This is a genomic window from Pseudarthrobacter sp. NCCP-2145 (genome assembly GCF_023708005.1).
Classification (GTDB): domain Bacteria; phylum Actinomycetota; class Actinomycetes; order Actinomycetales; family Micrococcaceae; genus Arthrobacter; species Arthrobacter oxydans.
Window position 1 is genome coordinate 203,714 of record NZ_BRCG01000006.1, and the last position, 19,173, is coordinate 222,886.

The 19,173-nt window shown below is 66.0% G+C and carries 21 protein-coding genes and 1 pseudogene; 6 read left to right on the forward strand and 16 right to left on the reverse strand.

Features of this window, described 5'->3' with window-relative positions; genetic code table 11:
* Nucleotides 1-54: 54 nt before the first annotated feature.
* Both NFU08_RS07520 and NFU08_RS07525 read right to left on the reverse strand, forming a co-directional pair.
* Nucleotides 55-3,159 carry a S8 family serine peptidase gene (locus tag NFU08_RS07520; protein WP_397425405.1) on the reverse strand — a complete coding sequence of 1,035 codons (3,105 nt, stop codon included), beginning with the start codon at nucleotides 3,157-3,159 and terminating at the stop codon, nucleotides 55-57.
* Between the two features lie 289 nt (nucleotides 3,160-3,448).
* A complete protein-coding gene (locus tag NFU08_RS07525) occupies nucleotides 3,449-3,634 on the reverse strand; it encodes a hypothetical protein (protein ID WP_251421911.1) in 186 nt (61 codons plus the stop codon).
* 295 nt (nucleotides 3,635-3,929) lie between these two features.
* On the opposite strand from NFU08_RS07525, the gene purS reads away from it, so the two are divergent.
* The 3 genes from purS to purL are packed head-to-tail and all read left to right on the forward strand — an operon-like array spanning nucleotide 3,930 to nucleotide 7,277.
* On the forward strand, nucleotides 3,930-4,181 hold the full coding sequence (gene purS, locus NFU08_RS07530; protein WP_015935902.1) for a phosphoribosylformylglycinamidine synthase subunit PurS: 252 nt from the start codon (nucleotides 3,930-3,932) through the stop codon (nucleotides 4,179-4,181).
* 1 nt (nucleotide 4,182) lies between these two features.
* Nucleotides 4,183-4,971, forward strand: coding sequence for a phosphoribosylformylglycinamidine synthase subunit PurQ (gene purQ, locus NFU08_RS07535; protein WP_251421914.1), 789 nt, complete (start codon nucleotides 4,183-4,185; stop codon nucleotides 4,969-4,971).
* On the forward strand, nucleotides 4,968-7,277 hold the full coding sequence (gene purL / locus NFU08_RS07540; RefSeq protein ID WP_174180962.1) for a phosphoribosylformylglycinamidine synthase subunit PurL: 2,310 nt from the start codon (nucleotides 4,968-4,970) through the stop codon (nucleotides 7,275-7,277). Before purQ ends, purL begins: the two co-directional genes overlap by 4 nt.
* Before the next feature lie 129 nt (nucleotides 7,278-7,406).
* On the opposite strand, the gene NFU08_RS07545 is transcribed toward purL, so the two are convergent.
* From NFU08_RS07545 to NFU08_RS07570, 6 genes are all read right to left on the reverse strand, one after another.
* Nucleotides 7,407-7,763, reverse strand: coding sequence for a hypothetical protein (locus tag NFU08_RS07545; RefSeq protein ID WP_251421917.1), 357 nt, complete (start codon nucleotides 7,761-7,763; stop codon nucleotides 7,407-7,409).
* Complete coding sequence (locus NFU08_RS07550; protein ID WP_251421920.1) at nucleotides 7,703-8,215, reverse strand: hypothetical protein; 513 nt, start codon at nucleotides 8,213-8,215, stop codon at nucleotides 7,703-7,705. The genes NFU08_RS07545 and NFU08_RS07550 overlap by 61 nt, the downstream gene beginning before the upstream one ends.
* A gap of 128 nt (nucleotides 8,216-8,343) precedes the next feature.
* Entirely contained in the window at nucleotides 8,344-8,637 is a 294-nt protein-coding gene (locus NFU08_RS07555) for a DUF503 domain-containing protein (RefSeq protein WP_251421923.1), read from the reverse strand.
* A 75-nt stretch (nucleotides 8,638-8,712) separates the two neighbouring features.
* Nucleotides 8,713-9,030, reverse strand: coding sequence for a putative quinol monooxygenase (locus tag NFU08_RS07560; protein ID WP_251421926.1), 318 nt, complete (start codon nucleotides 9,028-9,030; stop codon nucleotides 8,713-8,715).
* The gene (locus NFU08_RS07565; RefSeq protein ID WP_251421929.1) at nucleotides 9,027-9,581 is read right to left on the reverse strand and encodes a DUF1990 family protein; all 555 of its coding nucleotides are present in this window, start codon (nucleotides 9,579-9,581) and stop codon (nucleotides 9,027-9,029) included. Before NFU08_RS07565 ends, NFU08_RS07560 begins: the two co-directional genes overlap by 4 nt.
* The gene (locus tag NFU08_RS07570; RefSeq protein WP_174180954.1) at nucleotides 9,574-9,990 is read right to left on the reverse strand and encodes an MmcQ/YjbR family DNA-binding protein; all 417 of its coding nucleotides are present in this window, start codon (nucleotides 9,988-9,990) and stop codon (nucleotides 9,574-9,576) included. The genes NFU08_RS07565 and NFU08_RS07570 overlap by 8 nt, the downstream gene beginning before the upstream one ends.
* A gap of 45 nt (nucleotides 9,991-10,035) precedes the next feature.
* Here NFU08_RS07570 and NFU08_RS07575 point away from each other — a divergent pair, with 45 nt between their 5' ends.
* Nucleotides 10,036-11,064 (forward strand): isopenicillin N synthase family oxygenase, encoded by a 1,029-nt coding sequence (locus NFU08_RS07575; RefSeq protein ID WP_251421931.1) that lies wholly within the window; start codon nucleotides 10,036-10,038, stop codon nucleotides 11,062-11,064.
* Nucleotides 11,065-11,077: 13 nt separating this feature from the next.
* Here the strand turns inward: NFU08_RS07575 and NFU08_RS07580 are convergent, their stop codons facing one another.
* From NFU08_RS07580 to NFU08_RS07605, 6 genes are all read right to left on the reverse strand, one after another.
* The gene (locus NFU08_RS07580; protein WP_251421934.1) at nucleotides 11,078-11,503 is read right to left on the reverse strand and encodes a CoA-binding protein; all 426 of its coding nucleotides are present in this window, start codon (nucleotides 11,501-11,503) and stop codon (nucleotides 11,078-11,080) included.
* 79 nt (nucleotides 11,504-11,582) lie between these two features.
* On the reverse strand, nucleotides 11,583-12,440 hold the full coding sequence (locus NFU08_RS07585) for a hypothetical protein (RefSeq protein WP_251421938.1): 858 nt from the start codon (nucleotides 12,438-12,440) through the stop codon (nucleotides 11,583-11,585).
* A complete protein-coding gene (locus NFU08_RS07590; RefSeq protein ID WP_251421962.1) occupies nucleotides 12,437-12,985 on the reverse strand; it encodes an RNA polymerase sigma factor in 549 nt (182 codons plus the stop codon). The genes NFU08_RS07585 and NFU08_RS07590 overlap by 4 nt, the downstream gene beginning before the upstream one ends.
* Nucleotides 12,986-13,271: 286 nt before the next feature.
* Nucleotides 13,272-13,637 carry a DUF1508 domain-containing protein gene (locus NFU08_RS07595; protein WP_174180945.1) on the reverse strand — a complete coding sequence of 122 codons (366 nt, stop codon included), beginning with the start codon at nucleotides 13,635-13,637 and terminating at the stop codon, nucleotides 13,272-13,274.
* A gap of 197 nt (nucleotides 13,638-13,834) precedes the next feature.
* Nucleotides 13,835-15,124, reverse strand: coding sequence for an adenylosuccinate synthase (locus NFU08_RS07600; RefSeq protein ID WP_174180943.1), 1,290 nt, complete (start codon nucleotides 15,122-15,124; stop codon nucleotides 13,835-13,837).
* A gap of 257 nt (nucleotides 15,125-15,381) precedes the next feature.
* On the reverse strand, nucleotides 15,382-16,443 hold the full coding sequence (locus NFU08_RS07605; protein ID WP_251421941.1) for a M14 family zinc carboxypeptidase: 1,062 nt from the start codon (nucleotides 16,441-16,443) through the stop codon (nucleotides 15,382-15,384).
* 327 nt (nucleotides 16,444-16,770) lie between these two features.
* On the opposite strand from NFU08_RS07605, the gene NFU08_RS07610 reads away from it, so the two are divergent.
* On the forward strand, nucleotides 16,771-17,412 hold the full coding sequence (locus NFU08_RS07610; RefSeq protein ID WP_174180939.1) for a uracil-DNA glycosylase: 642 nt from the start codon (nucleotides 16,771-16,773) through the stop codon (nucleotides 17,410-17,412).
* A gap of 128 nt (nucleotides 17,413-17,540) precedes the next feature.
* On the opposite strand, the gene NFU08_RS07615 is transcribed toward NFU08_RS07610, so the two are convergent.
* Both NFU08_RS07615 and fbaA read right to left on the reverse strand, forming a co-directional pair.
* Nucleotides 17,541-17,963, reverse strand: coding sequence for a DUF3151 domain-containing protein (locus tag NFU08_RS07615; RefSeq protein ID WP_104188186.1), 423 nt, complete (start codon nucleotides 17,961-17,963; stop codon nucleotides 17,541-17,543).
* The gene (gene fbaA, locus NFU08_RS07620) at nucleotides 17,964-18,983 is read right to left on the reverse strand and encodes a class II fructose-bisphosphate aldolase (RefSeq protein WP_028272257.1); all 1,020 of its coding nucleotides are present in this window, start codon (nucleotides 18,981-18,983) and stop codon (nucleotides 17,964-17,966) included.
* 106 nt (nucleotides 18,984-19,089) lie between these two features.
* On the opposite strand from fbaA, the pseudogene NFU08_RS20995 reads away from it, so the two are divergent.
* Nucleotides 19,090-19,173 (forward strand): annotated as a pseudogene (locus NFU08_RS20995) (hypothetical protein); the annotation flags it as partial.

Here is a 19,173-nt window from a genome sequence, read left to right on the forward strand (position 1 = left end):
GATCCCGGGCGGTTGAGCGCCCGGGATCCTGTCTTCTTCTCTAGCGTCAGGCCGCTACACCGCTGGTACGGCGTCTGCGAACGCCACCTGCGGAGCCCCGGCAGGGGCAACAGGCGCAGCGCCCACCTGGACGTTGACCCAGGTCCTGATGCCGTTGCCGCCCAGGCTGAGCCGGGACAGGTAGGCACCTTCGGAGAGGCCCGTCCAGGACACAGTGGCCGAGGTGGCAGTTCCGTTGGGAGCCACGACCGGGTTCGGTTCCACAGTGAGGTTGCCGGCGTCACCCGCGAAGGTAACGGCCTGGACGGAGGCGCTGGCCGGTCCGTTGTCCGGAGTGGAGTACAGGTTGACTGCCAGGTAGTACGTTCCCGCGCGCGGAGACTCCAGGTCCAGGAACTCACTGGCGGAAGCAGTCGCCACCTGGGTGGCTGTCAGTCCACCCGAGCCATTGGGTGCGTAGACCACCATGTCCCAGTCGACGTCGTCCGATTGCGCCTGGACACCGAGGCGGGCGAAGGATGCTCCTTGCGGTACCGTCACCCGGAGGAGCGCGTTGTGGTCGTCGTTCCGGGGAGCGTATTCACCGGGTGTCTTGGTGATGGCGGTCTGGCTCAGGGGTGCCAGGCCCTCCACGCCCACGTTGATGGGGTTGTCCGAACCTGACACCAGTTCCATCGTGCCGCTCCCGCTGCCCGTGGCCGAGCTGAAGGAGAAGGACGGAGCGATCTGTGCATCAACGGGCCGGATGGCGATGGGCGAACTGACCGTGCGGGGGCCTTTCCAGGTAAGGGTGCCCGTGCTGAACTTGCCCACCGGAGCGCTGGCGTTCCTGATGGTCAGGGTGACCTCGCGGGTCTGTCCTGCCTTGGCGAAGTTCAGCGATTTCGGCTCCACCTGGATGTTGAAGCCGGGCATGTTGACCTCCGGCCGGTACATACCCGGAACGAGCGCGGTCAGCTGGCGCTTGACCTGCACTTCCCCCACCAGGCTGCCGAGCGCAACGGACGGCAGGTTCAGGTCCCGGGCGGCGATGGTGTCGGCCTGCGGTGCGCCGGTGTCCACGCCCTGCCCATTGAGGTAGCCGAGCCAATCCTTGATGCCCGAGTTGTAGACAAGGCCCGGATCCAGGACGCGGGTTGAGTCGATGTGGCCTGCGCCGCCATGGAAGGGATCAGCGTTCGGCGAACCATCGGCGTTGACCAGCGGGTAGGCCGTGGTCATCATGGCCGACTTGACCGTGGCGGGGGACCAGGTGGGCTGCTTGCTGAGCACCAGCGCGCCAAACCCTGCGATGTGCGGGGCAGCCATGGAGGTGCCTGACATGAAGCCGAACTGGTCGCCGTCGTTACCGATGGTGGAGACGCCCGCCAGGACGTTCACACCCGGAGCCGCAATGTCCGGCTTCAGCAGGTCGCCGCCGGCGGCGAGGGTGGGTCCGCGGGAGGAGAAACCGGCGATCTGGGGCGCAGGCGCCGGCGGCAGGCCCGTGAGGTCGCCCTTGACCAGGCTGACTGTCAACGCGGGGTTTGCCTCCAGCTTTGATTTCAGTTCAAGGCTCTTGGGCGCGTTGACGTGGACTGTGGGCAGCACGTGGTTATCGGCATCTTCGGAGCTGCTGGTGAGGTTCACCAGGATCATGCCCACGCCCCCCTTGTCCTGCACCTCCTGGCTCTTGGCAGTCCTGTCCACCACGCCGCGGTCGCAGACAACAACCTTGCCTGCCACCTTGGCCGCATCCAGGCTGCCGGGGCCGCAAAGGTTGGCGTTGGCCACCCCGGCCGCTGCCGCTGACGCCGCAACAACCACGGGCTTGTCAGCCACTTCCGACTTCATGATGGAGGCTCCGCGGTACAGCGATCCGTCCGAGACCTTGACGGTGCCCAGCAGGTCGCTGGGGAACGTCGACGCGGCGACCGTGGTCAGCCACGGCGAGGCGTGGTTGACGGTGGACGCCGTGGGACCGGAGTTGCCGGCTGAAGCGGAGACGAAGACGCCTGCGGCGGCGGCGTTGAGGAACGCCAGGGCCACGGGGTCGGTGGTGTTGTTGTTATTGCCCGAGATGGAGTAGTTCAGGACGTCCACGCCGTCCTTGATGGCGGCGTCCACTGCCTCGACGGAGGCGGAGGAGTAGCAGCCGCCGGTGTCAGGGTTGGTGTCTTCCCAGCAGACTTTGTACACCGAGACCTTGGCTGCGGGAGCAACGCCGGAGCTCTTGCCGAAGCTTGCGCCGTCGATCACCTGTTCCACGTTGGCGTTGCCGGCGGCCGTGGTGGCGGTATGGGTTCCGTGGCTTCCGACGTCGACCGGCGAGATGAGTTCCTCGGGCGCCCGGTTCTCCGGGGCTACGTACTGCATGAAGGTGTCGGCGAAGTACCTGGCCCCGACGACCTTGGAGTTGCACAGGGAGCCGTCGAAGGAGGCTCCCGTCCCCTCGCCTTTCTGGCATTCTCCTTCGAAGGTGGTGCCGTCAGCCTTGAGCATGGCGATCCGGCCCTCAGCAGTGCGGTAGGGCACGCCCACCTGGGCAGGTCCGGTCAGCAGCTGGACCGGTTCCCCCTGCAGGAAGGGGTTGTCCGGGGCGTAGCCGGAGTCGATGACGCCCACAACCACTCCCTTGCCGGCGTTCGCTTCGCCGCCGAACTGGGTTGCCCAGGCCCCATCGGGGCCGGTCAGCTTGAGGAAGTCGGTGGTGGTGTAGTCCGGGGCGTTCTCCACGTCCGGGGCCACAACCAGCACGCGGTCGTCTTTGGACAGCTCCATGGCCTGGGCGGCGGTCAGTTCTGCCGTGAAACCATTGAGGGCAGCGGTGAACTGCTTTCCCGGGGTTACCCCCTGGCTGGCAGCGACCTCCCGCTGCTGCTTCCGGAGGTGTGCGTCGTAGGCCCGGTAGTTGGGTCCGCCTGCGTCCAGCTTCCGCCCCTTCTCGGGCTTGGTTGCACCAAGTCCGGGCGTCTCCCCCTCATACGCGGCCGCTGCGGCGCCTGCCAGGACAACGATGTAGCGTCCGTCCTTGAAGTCGGCGGGTGCATTCTCCTTGGCTGTTACTGCGTTGTCCTGCCCGGCCGGCGCCGCGGTGGCGGGAGTGATGGCCATCGAGGTGAGGAGTAGCGGCAAGCCCACGGCAAGCGCCGCTGCCTTCCGGAATCCCCCGCCCCGCATGGGGCTTTTTCCAGTAGATCTCACGTGCAAACCTTTCACGATGTACCGGCCCAGCCATGGTTGGGGGCCCGAAACGACACGGCATGGCACGCGAAGTTACAGATTTTGTCATTTCGTGAGACCAGCCGATCACAGAGTACAGACTGATAGCTGAATATGACATAGGACACAAAACTGAATTTTCCGCCAGTCATACGCCCGCCCGCCGGATTCCTGCCACAGGGGGAAAGGGCACGAAAAAAGGGCGCCCTGAAGGACGCCCTTGAACCCAGCGGAATACGCTCCGCCGCTACTGGCGCGGCGTACGGACCACGTCGCTGATCCACTGCCGGGTCTTCTCATCCACCGGCCCCGCCACCCGGTTCTCCCGGGCGAAACGGTCGGCTTTAATCTTCTGGAGCACCATCCGGCCCAGCCCTGCAAACACTGCTGCGGCGACCACGGGCAACAGCACGGATTTCGAATTTTCAGCCATCCACCAATCCTAGTGATGCCGCCCGTCCAACTCCACAGCACGGGGGCCGGAAACCGCTGCCGGCACCCGTCCGGCAGGCAGGCTGCCCGCGGCCGTCCTGCCGCAACCGGCCGAATACAGGCTGTGGCCCTTCGGCCGGTAGAATGGACGAGCAAGCTCGCGGAGCGCCCGTCCTCATTGTCTGAACTCACGGCCTGACGTCACTGTCTAACACAACGTGCCCCGGACCCGGAACGGCGTGAGACGGCACCACTCCGCTGCGCCCTTACCCAAGCTCACGCACAGGAGTTACCGGATGCCCCGGATCGTTGTTGACGTCATGCCCAAGCCCGAGATTCTGGACCCGCAGGGGAAGGCGATCGTCGGCGCTCTCCCCCGCCTGGGCTTCACCAGCTTCAGCTCTGTCCGCCAGGGCAAGCGTTTCGAACTGACGGTCGACGGCGAGGTGACCGAGGAAATCCTGGCCCAGGCCCGCGACGCCGCGGAAACCCTCCTGTCCAACCCCGTGATCGAGGACGTCGTCAACGTCGAGGTCGTCGAGGCCTGACATGACTGAACTCCCCCTGATCGGAGACGCCCCCGGCGACGCTGCAGTGGCCAGCAGGCTCGCCGGCGCCCGGATCGGCGTCGTCACGTTCCCCGGCACCCTTGATGACCGCGACGCCGCCCGCGCCGTCCGCCTCGCCGGCGGCACCGCCGTCGAACTCTGGCACGCCGACACCGAACTCGGTGACGTAGACGCCGTGGTTATTCCCGGCGGTTTCTCCTACGGTGACTACCTCCGCGCCGGCGCCATCGCCCGCTTCGCGCCGCTGATGTCCAGGATCATCGACGCCGCCAACTCCGACGCCAAGCTGCCGGTGCTCGGTATCTGCAACGGCTTCCAGATCCTCACCGAGTCGCACCTGCTGCCCGGCTCGATGATCAAGAACGACCACTTGAAGTTCATGTGCCGCGACCAGGTCCTGCGCGTCGAGAACAGCAACACCGCCTGGACCCTGGACTACGAAGCGGGCCAGGAGATCACCATCCCGCTGAAGAACCAGGACGGCCAGTACATCGCCGACGACAAGACCCTGGACGCCCTTGAGGCCGAGGGCCGCGTGGTGTTCCGCTACGTTGGCTTCAACCCGAACGGCTCCCGCCGGGACATCGCCGGCATTTCCAACGCAGCCGGCAACGTGGTGGGCCTCATGCCGCACCCCGAGCACGCCGTGGAGGTCGGCTTCGGCCCCGAGACTGTTGTGTCCCGTGAGACGGGTATCGCCGGGTCCGACACCGACGGCCTCGGTTTCTTCACCTCCGTCCTGAACAAGATTGTGGGAGGCGCCAAGTGACCACGGAAACCACCAAGAAGTTCAACATCGACACGGTCGAAAACGCGGCCAAGACCCCGGACGTCGAGCTCCCCTGGGCCGAACTGGGCCTGAAGCAGAACGAGTTCGACGAGGTCGTCAAGGTCCTGGGCCGCCGCCCCACCGGCGCCGAGCTGGCAATGTACTCCGTGATGTGGAGCGAGCACTGCTCCTACAAGTCCTCCAAGAACCACCTGCGCCAGTTCGGCCAGAAGGTCACTGAGGAAATGAAGAAGGACATGCTGGTGGGCATCGGCGAAAACGCCGGCGTGACCAACCTTGGGGACGGCTGGGCCGTGACCTTCAAGATCGAGTCGCACAACTCGCCGTCGTTCGTTGAGCCCTACCAGGGCGCGGCCACCGGCATCGGCGGCATTGTCCGCGACATCATCTCCATGGGCGCCCGCCCCGTTGCCGTGATGGACCCGCTGCGCTTCGGCGCCATCGACCACCCAGACACTGCACGCGTCATGCACGGCGCCGTCGCAGGCATCGGCGGGTACGGCAACTCCCTGGGCCTGCCCAACATCGGCGGCGAAATGGTTTTCGACTCCGTCTACCAGGGCAACCCGCTGGTGAACGCACTGGCTGTCGGCGTCATGCGGCACGAGGACATCCGCCTGGCCAACGCCTCCGGCAAGGGCAACAAGGTGGTCCTGTTTGGTGCCCGCACCGGCGGCGACGGGATCGGCGGCGCCTCCGTGCTGGCCTCCGAGTCCTTCGACGACACCAAGCCGTCCAAGCGCCCCGCGGTGCAGGTGGGCGACCCCTTCGCCGAGAAGGTCCTCATCGAGTGCTGTCTGGAACTTTTCAAGGGTTCCCTCGTTGAAGGCATCCAGGACCTCGGCGCTGCAGGTATCTCCTGCGCCACGTCGGAGCTGGCCTCCAACGGCGACGGCGGCATGCAGGTTGAGCTGACCTCCGTCCTGCTCCGCGACCCCACCCTGACCCCGGGCGAGATCCTGATGTCCGAGTCGCAGGAACGCATGATGGCCGTGGTGACCCCGGAGAACGTGGAAGCGTTCGAGGCCGTCATGGACAAGTGGGCCGTGGAGTACTCCTGGCTCGGCGAAGTGACCGATACCGGCCGCCTCATCATCACTTGGGAAGGCGAGGTGATCGTCGACGTCGATCCCCGCACCGTGGCACACGACGGACCGGTCTACGACCGCCCGTACGCCCGCCCCGAGTGGCAGGACCGCGTGCAGGCTGACACCTTCACCGGCTCTGTCCAGGACGCCGGCCGGCCCGCTGCCCCCGCAGAACTGGCCAAGGCCGTCACCGAGCTGGTGGCATCGCCGAACATGTGCTCCAAGGACTGGATCACCAACCAGTACGACCGCTACGTGGGCGGCAACACCGCCATGGCATTCCCCGATGACGCCGGCGTGGTCCGCGTCGACGAGGAAACCGGCCTGGGCGTGGCCCTCGCCACCGACGCCAACGGCCGCTACACCTACCTCGACCCGTACCACGGCGCGCAGCTGGCCCTGGCCGAGGCGTACCGCAACGTGGCCACCGCGGGTGCCGTACCCATGGCCGTCAGCGACTGCCTGAACTTCGGTTCCCCCGAGGACCCGGACGTCATGTGGCAGCTCGCCGAGGCCATCCGCGGCCTGTCCGACGCCTGCATGGTGCTGGGCATCCCGGTCACCGGCGGCAACGTCTCCCTGTATAACCAGACGGGCACCACGCCCATCCACCCCTCCCCCGTGGTGGCGGTCCTGGGCAAGCTCGACGACGTTGCCCGCCGTACGCCGTCGGGCTGGCGTGAAGACGGCCAGGCCATTTACCTGCTGGGCACCACGGGCGCCGAGCTGGACGGCTCCGAGTGGGCGAACATGCGCGGCCACCTGGGCGGGCAGCCGCCCAAGGTTGACCTTGAGGCCGAACGCGCGCTGGGCGAGATCCTGATCAACGCATCACGCGACGGCATGATCGACTCGGCCCACGACCTGTCCGAAGGCGGCCTTGCGGCAGCCCTGGTGGAGTCCTCGCTGCGCTACGGCGTAGGTGCCCGGATTGCCCTGCAGGACGTCCTGGACCGGGACGGCGTGGACCTGTTCACGGCGCTCTTCTCCGAATCCCAGGGCCGCGCCATTGTTGGGGTTCCCCGTTCGGAGGAAGTCCGCTTCACGGACATGTGCACCGCCCGCGGCTTCGCCCACACGCGTATCGGTGTGGTGGATGCGGCCAGCGGCACCCTGGAGATCAACGGCGTGGAGTCCCTGTCCCTGGACGCCCTCCGCGAAGCCCACGAAGGGACCCTGCCAAAGTACTTCGGCTAGGCACCCCACCCATCGATTGCTCCGTACCTGCCGTTTTGAACCCTTAGAACGGCAGGTGCGGGGGCCCACACCGGCGAGGGACCCGGCCTGAGCTTGCGAAGGCCGGGAGCCGGTGGGGAGCATCGATGCTTAACGCCCCGGTCGCCAGCCGGCCTGCACCAGCGCTGTGCGGATTTTGGCAACCGCAGGTTTCGCATCGTTGAGCATGTGGCGCTTGGAGATCCTGATTTCAGTCCACCCCAGGGCGGTGTAGCGCTCCGAGCGGGCAATGTCCCGCACGATCTGTCCTTCCTCGCCGTGGTGTTCACCCTCGTATTCGATCCCGATCCGGTATGTGCGGTAGCTCAGATCCGGTTCATGGTGCCGTTGGCCGGTGTTGTCGGTGATGGCGACGTTCAGCTCAGGTTCGGGCATGCCTGCCCGGATCAGCGCCAGCCGAAGCAGGGTTTCCTGGGGCGAATCCGAGCCCGCCCGGATGAGCTCCATGGCTTCTTTGGCCTTGCGGAGTCCAACATCTCCGCCATGTCCAGCCAGGTGCGCGCAGGGGTGGTGATGGGGAGTCCGCCCATCGACATCACCTCGCCCCTAAAGAGCTTCATCCGGTGGACGATGACGTGCGGGCGCGCCAGATGCGCTGCGCCTTCGGGCCGGATGAGGTGGTAGGCCTCGAGGCCTTCGTTCTGCCGCCGCTGTGGCAGGCCATGGAGTTCCGCGGCGGTGGCATGCGATGCGGCGCATCGCCCGTTGACTTCGATGAAAGGCCGCACCCCGACGCTCAAGGGGAGTGCCGCCGTCGCGCTTTCCATCCGGATGCCCCGGCCGAAGCGTTCCATCGAACTGTGCCGCCAGCGGCGTGAGGACACTCCGGCCAGCGAGGCGTCGACGAGGGTGAACGGGCGGCCGCGGAGCTCCTCCGGCAGGGGGCGTGGGGTCTTCATCGGTCCATGACACCAGAATGGACCGGGACACGCAGAAGTTATCCACATCCCCCATCGATTGCTGAGCAGGTGTCGTTTTGGCGCCTGAAAACGACAATTACTCAGCAATCGATGGGTGGGGGCGGGGATTAGTCCTCGCTATGGTGGTCACGCTGCCGCGCACTGAGCAGTTCGAACTCCGGCCGGGCTGCCACAAAGCGTTCGACGGCGTCCAGCACCTCAATGAGATGGGCGCGGTCAGCCGCCACCAGCCCGGCGCCCACCTGCGAACGCCGGTACTGGTCGTGGTCCCCCACCTCGGCGACGGAGACGTCGAAGCGCCGCCTGAGCTCTGCGAGCAGCGGCCTGATGACCGAGCGCTTTTCCTTGAGGCTTTGGACGTCGCCCAAGAGGATGTCGAATTCGATCCAGCCGATCCACATGCCTTCATGCTATCGACTGCTCCCTAACTGCCGTTTAGGAGGGCCAAAACGCCAGATACGGAGCAGTCGATGGGCTCAGATGGTGAGTTCGCCCATCCGGTCCCAGCCTTCGCCGTCGAGCTGGCGGCTGATGATCCTGGGGGTTTCTGCCAGGGCCTGCGGCATGTCTGCCATGGCCTGCTTGAAGTGGGGGCTGTTGACGTGGTCGCCGGCGGCGTCGTCCTTGAAAGCTTCCACCAGGACGAACTCGTTGGGGTCGTCCACGCTGCGGGACCAGTCGAACCACAGGTTTCCCGGTTCCTGCCGCGTGGCCTGGGTAAAGCCGGCCACCAGGTCGAGCCAGCGCTCCGACCAGTCGGGCTTGACCTTGAACTTGACGACAATGAAGATCACGGGGGCATTCCTTCCGAGGCGAGAGTGCGTGCCCCTTCAATGTACCGGGACGTCACGTGGCGCTGTGCAGCACGGGTGACCAGTCCGCCGGCAGCGTAGAACCAGTTGGCTGGTTTGCTGAAGGCCCGGATCCGCAGGAACACCTCCCCGCGCCCGTTGATCTCCACTTCGAAGGATTCCTCGCCCCGGGCGGGATGCCCGGGCAACGTTCCGTAGCCAAATCCGGCTGACTGCGGAATCCGCTCCTGCGCAGGTTTCCTAACCCACACCACCTGGCATGGTGCGTTCAGCCGGAAAGGCCCGGCACCGAAGCCGCTGACCACCCGCACCCCCGGTGCCGCCACGGGTGAATCGGCACGGACGCGGAGCCCCGCCCGACGCTGCAGTTCCCAGCCCAGGATGCCGGCGGCTACCCGCTGGTACACCGCCATCCCGCAACCCAGGAAGGCTTCCTCCAGGACCTCCGGGTAGCCCGCAGGGGCGGTGGCGCGCTGGGTGCTGCCGATCCCGGGATAGTTGAGCCCGCCCCGGGCCGGCCTTTTCTCAGCCACGTTCCGTACCAGCCGCTCCGCTCAGCCGGGCCCATCCCAGCTGCTCCTGCTGCCTCCGGCTCAGGCCTGCCACCACAAGGTCGTAGGAGTCCTCCACCATGTCCCTGACCATGTCGTCAGGCAGCGCCCCATCCAGCCGCACACCGTTCCAGTGGGTTTTGTTCATGTGCCAGGCCCCCGTGATTTCAGGATGCGCGGCACGGAGCTGTACCGCGAGGCCCGGCTCGCACTTGAGGTTCACGTAGCCGTCCGGGCTCATCGACGACAAGGCAAAGACCTTGCCTTGGGTCGGGGAACCGCCGGCACTGGAGGCGCGCACCTTGAAGACAGCGGTCTCCGGCCCGAAGGGGTAATCCTCGTAGGCGCCCGGGAATGAGAGGCAAACTTTCCGCAGTGCGTCGGGGTCCATCCAGGAAGCCTATAAAGCCAACGCGTCCGGTGCTAGTCTGCGAGGATGGCACGCGATCAGGGGCTGATACCTGTTCTGGACCTGGGCACGGCGCGGCAGGCCGACGGGTCCTTCAGCGCGGATTTCATCGAGCAGCTGCGGTACGCCACCCACAATGTGGGCTTCTTCCAGATCACGGGCTATGGCGCGGCCCCCGGCCAACCGGAACAGCTTCTGGACACCATCAGGCGCTTCTTCAGCCTTCCGCTCGAGGAGCGCCTGAAACTGGACAACCGGCTTTCACCACACTTCCGCGGCTACACCCGCATGGGCACCGAGGTCACCCAGGGAAAGGCAGACGCGCGGGAGCAGATCGACTACTCGCCCGAGCGGCAGCCCGTTAGGGACTATCCGGAGGACCAGCCGTTCTGGCTGCTGCAGGGCCCCAACCTCTGGCCCGATGAATCGTTCCCCGAGCTTCGCCCCGTGGCCATGGCCTGGGCTGAACTGATGTCCGGGGTGGGGATGGAGCTGCTCAGGGGGATCGCCGTTTCCCTGCAGCTTCCTGAGGACTACTTCGACGAACCGTTCCAGGGGTCGCCGGCATGGATGGGCAAGCTGGTGCACTATGTGGGCGGCGTGGTGGAGGCCGCTGGAGACCAGGGCGTGGGATCGCACGCAGACTACGGATTCGTCACGCTGCTGCTCCAGGACGACGTGGGCGGGCTGGAAGTCCTGCCGCCGGGTGCGGCATCGTGGGTTCCGGTAGAGCCGCTCCCGGGGGCGCTGGTGGTGAACCTCGGCGAAATGCTTGAGGTGGCCACGGAAGGCTACCTGGCGGCCACCATCCACCGGGTACAGGCACCGCCGCCGGGGGTGGACCGGTACTCCGTTCCGTTCTTCTGGTCGCCACGGCTCGACGCGGTCATCCACCCGGTGCCGCTGCCGCCGGAACTGAAGGCTGCAGCGAGGGGAATCACGGATGATCCGGCGAACCCCCTGCTGGCCTCGTTTGGAATGAACATGTTGAAAGGCAGGATGCGGGCGCACCCGGATGTCACGGAGCGGCACTATCCGGAGCTGCTGAAGAGCTAAGGCTGAGAGCCTGTCAGAGATTGAACTTCCATGCCTGCTGCGCCGGACAGCTGTCCATCACCACGTCCAGCCCCGCGTCCTTGGCCCGTTTGGCTGCCGCCTCATCGACGACCCCCAGCTGCATCCATACCGCCTTCGCGCCTGCCGCGATCGCCTGGTCCACGACGGCCCCAACTTTCTGGGAATTCACAAAGCAGTCCACGACGTCGATGGGCAGCTTGGCGGCCGGGATGTCCAGGAGGCTGCGGTACCCGGGTTCGCCGTGGACAGGGTCGCCGGGCAGGTTGACGGGGATGATTTCCATGCCCAGCCGGTCGCGGATGAACAGCGAAGTATCGAACGCGGCCCGCCATTCGTTGGTGCTCAGGCCGACAATGGCCCAGCGTCCTTTGGTGCGCATCAGGCGTTCTATGACTGCAGGATCGTTCGTGTGGCCCATGGGTTCAGCCTACGCGGAGGCAGCGGCGGCAAGCGTGCACCCCGCTGCGCAGCGTCCCCAACCTCTCACGTCAGTAAAGCTAGCGGACGAACTTGTCCCGCCACTTGGCCCCGGGGACAGGGTTATCTGCGGCGGCTGCGCCGGCTCCCTGGCCTGATGGTCCCTGTCCGGCTGTTCCCGGCACACCGGGAGCATCCACTGGCGGTTGTCCTGGGTTGTCCGGATGGCTCCCGTTGCGGTTCCCGGCATCAGGCCCACGGGTGTGTTCCGGCGCTAATGCCGCGTCGGCTTCTGCGGCCTCTTTCCGTTCCGTGGTCCCGTCCTGTCCGTCGGCCGCGGGACCTTCGCCGGGTTCCTGCCCGCCCTGGCCGGGCAAAGGGACAGCTGTGGCCTGCCCGGACTCCTCCGCAGGCTGCGTCTCCACCGGCGGTTCACTGCCAGGGGCGGTGCCGCCCGCCGGCCCGCCGTTATCCTGCGCAGCGTCGTTGCTGCCATCCTGGAGCGGTCCGGGCGCGGCGGCCTGGGGTGTCCGGATAGTCCAGGAGGGGGACCAGTCCTCAAGCAGCTGCTGGACTGAGGGGCTGCCGGTATGGGCAGGATTGGCGGAGCTGGCTGCCACGGTGCCAACTCCCATCCCCATGCCCGCCACCAGTGCCAGCCCGACGACGGTGGGCCGGTGCGCGCGCAGCCGGCGGCGCCGCCCGGGTTCGTCGTTCGGGGTGCCTTCCGCCGTATCGCTGCCTTGCGCGTCCGTCCCGGGTGCGCAGAGACCGGCGGCCAGCAGGGCAGCCAGCTGTCCCGTGGGAGCCGGCACGGGAAGGTCCGCCAGGGAACCGACTGCCAGGAGGGTCCGGCGCAGGCCTGCGTCCTGCCCAAAGCCCGCCTCAAGGAGCAGTTCCTCCACAGTGTCCGCTGTGTGGGGCGCCTGTGGTGTCATGGCTTAAGGTATTCCTTCACATCCGCAAGTTCCCGGAGCTTGAGGAGCGCCCGGCGCTGTAGCTGTTTGACGGCGCCCTCGCTCTTGCCCATGGCTTCCGCGGACTGCTCCACGGTAAGTCCAGCCACGAGGCGGAGGGCCAGTACCTCGCGCTGGTCCTGCGGCAGCGCATCCAGCAGGCCAAGGACCTCCTGCGGTGCTATCCGCTCCAGCGCTTCCGTTTCCGCCGACGAATCCTCGCGCCTGTCCAGCTCAGGTTCGAACGGGAGATTGGCGGGAGTACGGCTCTGGCGCCGGTAGTCGTCCACCATGCGGGCATGGGCCACCGAAAAGATGAATGTGCGCAGCCCGGCGGCTCCCCCGTGCACCGAGCCAAGGCGCGGCAGGACGGAGAGGAACACTTCCTGCATGGCCGCCTCCGGATCCTCGACTCCCCGGGCCGTCAGATAGCCCAGGACCTGTGATGCATACGTCCGGTAGACAACGCTGAACACCGCTGTCCCGGCGGGGCCGTCCAGGGCCTCGTCTGTCAGGGCATCAGTCACGGACGCGGAGCTTTCGGTCAAAGATGGGGTGTGATTGCGCGGAGAGGCCGTCCGGCATGCGGAACGCCTTTTCCCCGCCCCACTTTACCGCCGAGTAACCACCGCCCGGGACCGCCACGCGTATGCTGCCGGTCCGACAAGGCAGCTGCCCCTGCCGTCGGAAAGTGAAAGAGCCGGCCTGGAACGTGATGGGGGACAAGTTCCAGGCCGGCGCTACATAGGGGTAATCGCCGCAGGCACGTAAAGGGTTACGCGCCACCGAAAAAACTTTGAAAACTTTTTCGGGTCAGCGGACCGAGGCGGTCCAGCGGGGCCGGGTGCCCTGCCGCCGCGGGCCCTTGGCGAGAACAAAGGTGTGCCCTCCGGCGGGGACGCGCTGGTCGTCGCACTCGGTCCGTGGTGCAGCCGTGGCCGGTTCCTCCGCCGGAGCAGGGACGCGGGCGGGTGCCTGGCGGGTTGCGGCCCCGGGGGTGGAACAAAGATCGGTGACCAGACCTGTACCGGCGCACTCCCGGACGGCGGCGATGCCGGCAGCGAGGGCGGCCTTGTCCTGGTACGGGCCGGATACGGCCATGACTGCGCCGTCAGGGGCCAGGAGCCGGAACCTGAAAGACGAATCAGAGTCCACAAATGCCTCGAATTTCCCGGCCATGGCAAGTCCTTCCTCGCAGTCACAGGGTGTACAAACGAGTCTCGCGGGCTTCCCGGCAGCCTCACAAGACCAACCACGTTAACCCTGTGTAAATTGCCGCAGGACCCTCCCGCCGGGCGGACGCAAGCGGCGGGACACCCTTGCAAAGGTGCCCCGCCGCCGTCGTAATTTCCTGCTTCTACCCGATCACGGACCGGTCAGTCGTTGATGAGGTCGTTCACCACGATGGTCTGGTCCCGGTCTGGGCCCACGCCGATGGCGGAGAAGCGCGTCCCGGACAGCTTCTCGAGCGCCAGGACGTAGTTGCGCGCGTTTTCCGGGAGGTCCGCGAGGGTGCGGGCGCCGGTGATGTCCTCGGTCCAGCCTTCGAAGTACTCGAAAATCGGTACGGCGTGGTGGAACTCGGTCTGCGTCATGGGCATTTCGTCGTGCCGGACGCCGTCGACGTCGTAGGCCACGCAGACAGGGATCTGCTCGATGCCGGTGAGCACGTCCAGCTTGGTGACGAAGTAGTCCGTGAAGCCGTTGACCCGCGATGCGTGGCGGGCCAGGACGGCGTCGTACCAGCCGCAGCGGCGGGGGCGTCCGGTGTTGACGCCGAACTCACCGCCGGTCTTCTGGAGGTACATGCCCATCTCGTCAAAGAGTTCCGTGGGGAACGGCCCGGCACCAACGCGGGTGGTGTAGGCCTTGATGATGCCGATGGAGCGTGAAATGCGGGTGGGCCCGATGCCCGACCCAACGGACGCGCCGCCGGCGGTGGGGTTGGAAGAGGTCACGAACGGGTAGGTGCCGTGGTCCACGTCCAGGAACGTTGCCTGGCCGCCCTCCATCAGGACCACCTTGCCCTCGTCCAGGGCGGTGTTCAGGACCAGCGTGCTGTCGATGACCAGCGGGCGGAGCCGTTCGGCGAAGGACAGGAAGTACTCCACGATTTCATCCACCACGACGCTGCGGCGGTTGTAGACCTTGACCAGGAGTTCGTTCTTTTGGCGGAGGGAGCCTTCCACCTTCTGCCGGAGGATGGATTCGTCAAAGACGTCCTGCACGCGGATGCCCAGCCTGGCCACTTTGTCCATGTAGGCCGGACCGATGCCGCGGCCGGTGGTGCCGATGGCGCGGCTGCCGAGGAAGCGCTCGGTGACCTTGTCCAGGACCTGGTGGTAGGGGGCCACCAGGTGGGCGTTGGCGGAAACGCGGAGCTTTGAAGTGTCGGCGCCGCGGGCCTGCAGGCCGTCGATTTCCTGGAAGAGGGCCTCGAGGTTGACCACGCAGCCGTTGCCGATGATGGGGACCGCGTTGGGGCTGAGAATGCCTGCCGGCAGCAGTTTGAGTTCGTACTTTTCACCGCCTACGACGACGGTGTGCCCGGCGTTGTTGCCGCCGTTCGGCTTGACGACGTAGTCAACACGGCCGCCGAGCAGGTCGGTGGCCTTGCCTTTTCCTTCGTCGCCCCACTGGGCTCCTACGATCACAATTGCTGGCATGGGATCCTCCCCCATTCGTTCGGGCTGCCAGGTTCCGGCCACACTGTGGCGGTCCTGCGCAGCGCCGTTCATGAGAATGCCCCGAATGTACCGGCTGTCACTGGTCCGATGGCGGCACAGCGACGCAAGAGTTCCGGGGCCCTTACCACCCAAGTTTAGCCGATGGGCGACTTTGTCCACTCGTTGGTCCGCCGCGGCCCTTCCCGCAGCGCGGGCTGCTGCAGGAAGGGACCGCGGCGGAGCGTCAGCGTGGGCCGCTACTCGTCGTCGGCTTCCTCACCCGGGCGGGAGGTCTGGGTGGCGAGGCTGTCCCAGAAGGAGGTGTCGGCGTCGGCGATTGAACCGTCAGCGATGGCGGCGGCGGTGGCCGTCAGCGTGGTGACGGTCTGCTTGATCAGGTAGCCGTTACTGCGCAGCCCCAGGGCGTAGCCGTCCAGGTAGTGGTCGGACATGCCGCGCATCTCGAAGAGCAGCGTCGCAATGCCGTACTCCACGGCGATGCCGTTGCGGCTGATGGTCTCGGCGCTGCCGCCCACGTACTTGCCCAGGTGGCCCCAGCCAGTGGAGTCGACATTGTCGAAGACCACCGCGCCCAGCTGCTTGGACTTCTGCACCACTGCCGGATCGGCGTTGGGCGTGGTGGGGTACAGGATCGAGCCGGACACCAGCTTTCCGTCACGTTCACTGCGCGTGCCCTGGTGGTGGAGGTCGATCATGTAGTCCACCTGGTACTTGCGCATCACGTTGTTGTGCAGCGCCTGCGTTTCAGGCTGGACCTTGGCCACGTGGTCCCTGTTGAGGTCCACTTCCTCGGCGTTGTAGCGGGTCATGTTGCGGTCGCCCTTGACCAGGTAGTCGTCCAGGGAGAAGTTAACGTCCCCCATCGCACCGTCGGCGTTAAGCATGGGAACAACGAGGATGTTCACGCCGTCAAGGATGTCCCCTGACTTGCCGGTGCCCAGGTGCTTGACGAATTCCAGGGCGCCCTCGGTGGTGAGCTGTTCGTTGCCGTGCTGCTGAGTCAGGTAGAGGATGGTGGGGTTGGCGGGGTCCGAAATGTACTTGACCAGGTGGATGTCCCGGCCCTTGACCGTTTGGCCAATGACTTCCAGCTCCATGGCGGGCTGGCGGGCGTCCTGGTCTTTGAGGAACGCAACCATCTGGTCGTAGGTGGCAAGCTTCGATGTGGTGATCTGGCCGTTGCCGTCGTAATTGGGGCCTTCGCCGACGGCGAGGGCCGGCGCCGGGACGGTCACTGCCGCCAAAGCCAGCGCTCCGGTTGCTGCCAGGGTCCTGAAGGTTGCCAGGGTTTTTCTCACGGTGCGGTACCTCTTTCGAGTGCATAGGGTGTGTCCAGCCAGCGGTGATCCCCCATATGCCGGCTGTGACAAAAGCCAACCAACCTGAACGAATGCTGTCAATGGACGTGACAGGAATCTGCAGTCAGTTATTACGTTGCGAAACCCTGCGGACCGCGTTTATTGGTTGCCCTGGACCGGCGTTTCGTTTCGCGGGGCTTGCTAAACTGGGAAAGGCCGACCAGGAATCGGCCCACCCCAACTAACCGCCGTTGATGAGCTGTGCCGTCGTGCGCCCATTTTCACCGGCGGAAGCAACAACAATCCCCGCAGGAGATCAAGCACTACATGACAGCCCTGGCACCCGAATCTTTCCATGAGCAACTCCTGAGCCGCCGCTACGAACCCAACGTCGCGGCCGTCAATGAACTGTGCGATTCCCTGCAGGACGCCAAGCCCGGCACCGTAGTGCCCTACGTCGACCCCATGCACGATGTGGACGAGTGCCGCATCATCAGCCTGTACTCGAACATCGGCGAGGCTGACAAGTCCGGGTTCATCACCCCCGGGGACCACGATGCCGTGACCCGGATGCTCGGCATCCAGTGGAAGCTGGGCCTGCGTCCCGAATTCGTGATGCCGTGGAACGTCCACCCGTGGCACCTCCCGGGAGAGCCCAACGGAAAGTTCACCCCGGACCAGATCTCCGCCGGCCTCAAGCCGCTCCTGAAGTTCCTGGCGCTGGTTCCCCGCGCGTCGGTGATCGTGGCGCACGGCACCGAGGCCAACCGCCTCGCCAACCTGCTGCTGAAGACCGAAGTTCCGCTGCTGTGGCGCCGCGGCCTGAAGACCTACAAGGTGCGTTCCCTCAGCGGCCGTGCGTTCGCCGGTTCGCCCGCCCGCCAGGAGGAGTACCTCGAGGACATGCGCGTGGCCTACACCGACGCCATGGCACGTACGGGCCTGCAGAAATCCCCATCCGCGCCCTAACCCCGCAAGTCAGCGCCGGCCACCCTGCGGATGTGGGCCCATGCCATTAGAATCACCGCTTACGACGGCGGCAGGTCACCCTTTCTCCAAAAGGTGACCTGCCGCCGTCGTACTTTATTCAGTGCTTGCTATTTCGCCTCGATGGCAGCCTTCGCCGACGGGTCGGAGTCGTTCAGGAACTTCTCGATCCGCTCAGGCTCCTCCGCCTCGCCGATGGCGGCGGAGGCCCGGCCCAGCGAGTACAGGGCCCGCAGGAACCCCCGGTTGGGCTCGTGCTCCCACGGGATGGGCCCCACGCCCCGCCAGCCGTTGCGGCGCAGCGAGTCCAGTCCCCGGTGGTAGCCCACCCGGGAGTAAGCGTAGGAATCGATGGTGCGCCCCTCCGCCCAGGCCTCCTCGGCCAGCACGGCCCACAACAGCGAGGATGTGGGGTGCTTGGCCACGAGGTCCAGGGCCTCCTGGCCCGCGTCAAGCTGCTCGTAGACCTCGGTCTCGGCAGGCAGGAGCGTAGGTTCCGGGCCCATCAGGTTCCGGCGGAACTCGTCCGACATCTAGAAGGTCTTTCCGGCCGAACCGAGCTGCTTGGTGGCTTCCACCACGCGGGCTGCCAGGCCGGCTTCGGCGGAGGCGCCCCAGACGCGCGGGTCGTAGGTCTTCTTGTTGCCGACCTCGCCGTCGACCTTCAGGACGCCGTCGTAGTTCTTGAACATGTGGTCGGCCACCGGACGCGTGTAGGCGTACTGGGTGTCGGTGTCGATGTTCATCTTGATGGTGCCGTAGGAGACTGCGTCGGCGATCTCCTGGTCCGAAGAGCCGGAGCCGCCGTGGAAGACGAGGTCGAACGGGCTGTCCTTGCCGATCTTGGCACCCACCTGGGCCTGGATGTCCTTCAGGATCTCCGGACGGAGCTTGACGCCGCCGGGCTTGTAGACGCCGTGGACGTTGCCGAAGGTGAGGGCCGTGATGTAGCGGCCGTTCTCGCCGGCGCCCAGTGCCTCGATGGTGGCCAGGGCGTCTTCCACCGTGGTGTAGAGCTTCTCGTTGATCTCGTTCTCAACGCCGTCTTCCTCGCCGCCCACGGTGCCGATTTCGACCTCGAGGATCATCTTGGCGGCAGCGGTGCGCTCCAGCAGTTCACGGGCGATGCGCAGGTTTTCCTGCAGGGTCTCGGCGGAGCCGTCCCACATGTGCGAGTTGAAGATCGGGTTGCGGCCGGCCTTGACCTCAGCCTCGGAGGCAGCGAGCAGGGGCAGGACAAAGCCGTCCAGCTTGTCCTTGGGGCAGTGGTCCGTGTGCAGGGCGATGTTGACGCCGTAGTTCTTGGCGACTTCGCGGGCGAACGCCGCGAAGCCCAGGGAACCGGCAACCATGTCCTTGGTGGAGGCGCCGGACCAGTAGGCAGCACCGCCGGTGGAGACCTGGACGATGCCGTCGGACTCGGCTTCGGCGAAGCCGCGCAGGGCCGCGTTCAGCGTCTGCGAGGACGTCACGTTCACGGCCGGGAATGCGAAGCCGCCCGCCTTTGCGCGGTCGATCATCTCGGAGTAGATCTCTGGGGTTGCAATGGGCATGCTGACTCCTATGCTGAGGTTCGTCTGTGGGCTGGTAACCCTGGAGTACCGCTTACGGCTAGCACCATCCTAATACGAAGGTGATGGCTGTCAGGCTGCGGTAGCGGGGGTTATGGTGACGTTGAAGCCGAGGTTGTTGAGCTTTTTGATGGCGTTGTTTTTGGCTTTGATCGGGTCCAGACGGGTGAAG

Bases quoted from the DNA above. Each gene is read 5' to 3' on its own strand.
- fbaA (WP_028272257.1), bottom strand. From the start codon at position 18,983: ATGCCCATTGCAACCCCAGAGATCTACTCCGAGATGATCGACCGCGCA.
- purS (WP_015935902.1), top strand. From the start codon at position 3,930: ATGCCCCGGATCGTTGTTGACGTCATGCCCAAGCCCGAGATTCTGGAC.
- NFU08_RS07580 (WP_251421934.1), bottom strand. From the start codon at position 11,503: ATGGGCCACACGAACGATCCTGCAGTCATAGAACGCCTGATGCGCACC.
- NFU08_RS07600 (WP_174180943.1), bottom strand. From the start codon at position 15,124: ATGCCAGCAATTGTGATCGTAGGAGCCCAGTGGGGCGACGAAGGAAAA.
- NFU08_RS07595 (WP_174180945.1), bottom strand. From the start codon at position 13,637: ATGGCCGGGAAATTCGAGGCATTTGTGGACTCTGATTCGTCTTTCAGG.
- NFU08_RS07525 (WP_251421911.1), bottom strand. From the start codon at position 3,634: ATGGCTGAAAATTCGAAATCCGTGCTGTTGCCCGTGGTCGCCGCAGCA.
- NFU08_RS07555 (WP_251421923.1), bottom strand. From the start codon at position 8,637: ATGTGGATCGGCTGGATCGAATTCGACATCCTCTTGGGCGACGTCCAA.
- NFU08_RS07610 (WP_174180939.1), top strand. From the start codon at position 16,771: ATGACAGCCCTGGCACCCGAATCTTTCCATGAGCAACTCCTGAGCCGC.
- NFU08_RS07520 (WP_397425405.1), bottom strand. From the start codon at position 3,159: ATGCGGGGCGGGGGATTCCGGAAGGCAGCGGCGCTTGCCGTGGGCTTG.
- NFU08_RS07575 (WP_251421931.1), top strand. From the start codon at position 10,036: ATGGCACGCGATCAGGGGCTGATACCTGTTCTGGACCTGGGCACGGCG.
- NFU08_RS07615 (WP_104188186.1), bottom strand. From the start codon at position 17,963: ATGTCGGACGAGTTCCGCCGGAACCTGATGGGCCCGGAACCTACGCTC.
- NFU08_RS07570 (WP_174180954.1), bottom strand. From the start codon at position 9,990: ATGGACCCCGACGCACTGCGGAAAGTTTGCCTCTCATTCCCGGGCGCC.
- purQ (WP_251421914.1), top strand. From the start codon at position 4,183: ATGACTGAACTCCCCCTGATCGGAGACGCCCCCGGCGACGCTGCAGTG.
- NFU08_RS07585 (WP_251421938.1), bottom strand. From the start codon at position 12,440: ATGACACCACAGGCGCCCCACACAGCGGACACTGTGGAGGAACTGCTC.
- NFU08_RS07550 (WP_251421920.1), bottom strand. From the start codon at position 8,215: ATGAAGACCCCACGCCCCCTGCCGGAGGAGCTCCGCGGCCGCCCGTTC.
- NFU08_RS07545 (WP_251421917.1), bottom strand. From the start codon at position 7,763: ATGGAGCTCATCCGGGCGGGCTCGGATTCGCCCCAGGAAACCCTGCTT.